This is a genomic window from Nocardia asiatica NBRC 100129 (genome assembly GCF_000308415.1).
GTDB lineage: Bacteria > Actinomycetota > Actinomycetes > Mycobacteriales > Mycobacteriaceae > Nocardia > Nocardia asiatica.
Map to the genome: position 1 here is coordinate 1 of NZ_BAFS01000326.1, position 435 is coordinate 435.

Here is a 435-nt window from a genome sequence, read left to right on the forward strand (position 1 = left end):
ACGACGCACGGAACTGGGCGGCGGTCCTGAACCGCATCATCGCATCGGGGTTTCTTCCCACGACGTCGAGCAAGATCTGGGTCCGCGAGTACGACGACTGGGAAGGTGGGCTGCAACTTCGTGCGAATGTGCTGATCGGGATCGAAGATCCGGACCTGGCGATCCCTGTGAACGATCCGCCGAACGTCGCCTATACCTTGCTGCCTCGTTCGGGAATCGTCCAGGTGACCAAGGAGCACGAACACTTCGACGCGCTGTTGAAATTCGTACCCGAGGGCGGAATCGGCCTGCTCTTCATTACCTTGCACGAGAATTCCGCGGAGGGCAGCCGAGCCAAACCGCATGTCGAAGTACGCATCGACGGGGAGCGGATTGGACAGTTGACTCCGCAGATGAGCCAGCGCTTCCTGCCGATGATCCGGCATCTGGAGTCGC

The 435-nt window shown here is 60.5% G+C and carries 1 pseudogene; it reads left to right on the plus strand.

What is annotated here, in order from left to right:
- Positions 1–435 (plus strand): annotated as a pseudogene (locus ON27_RS29215) (hypothetical protein); the annotation flags it as partial.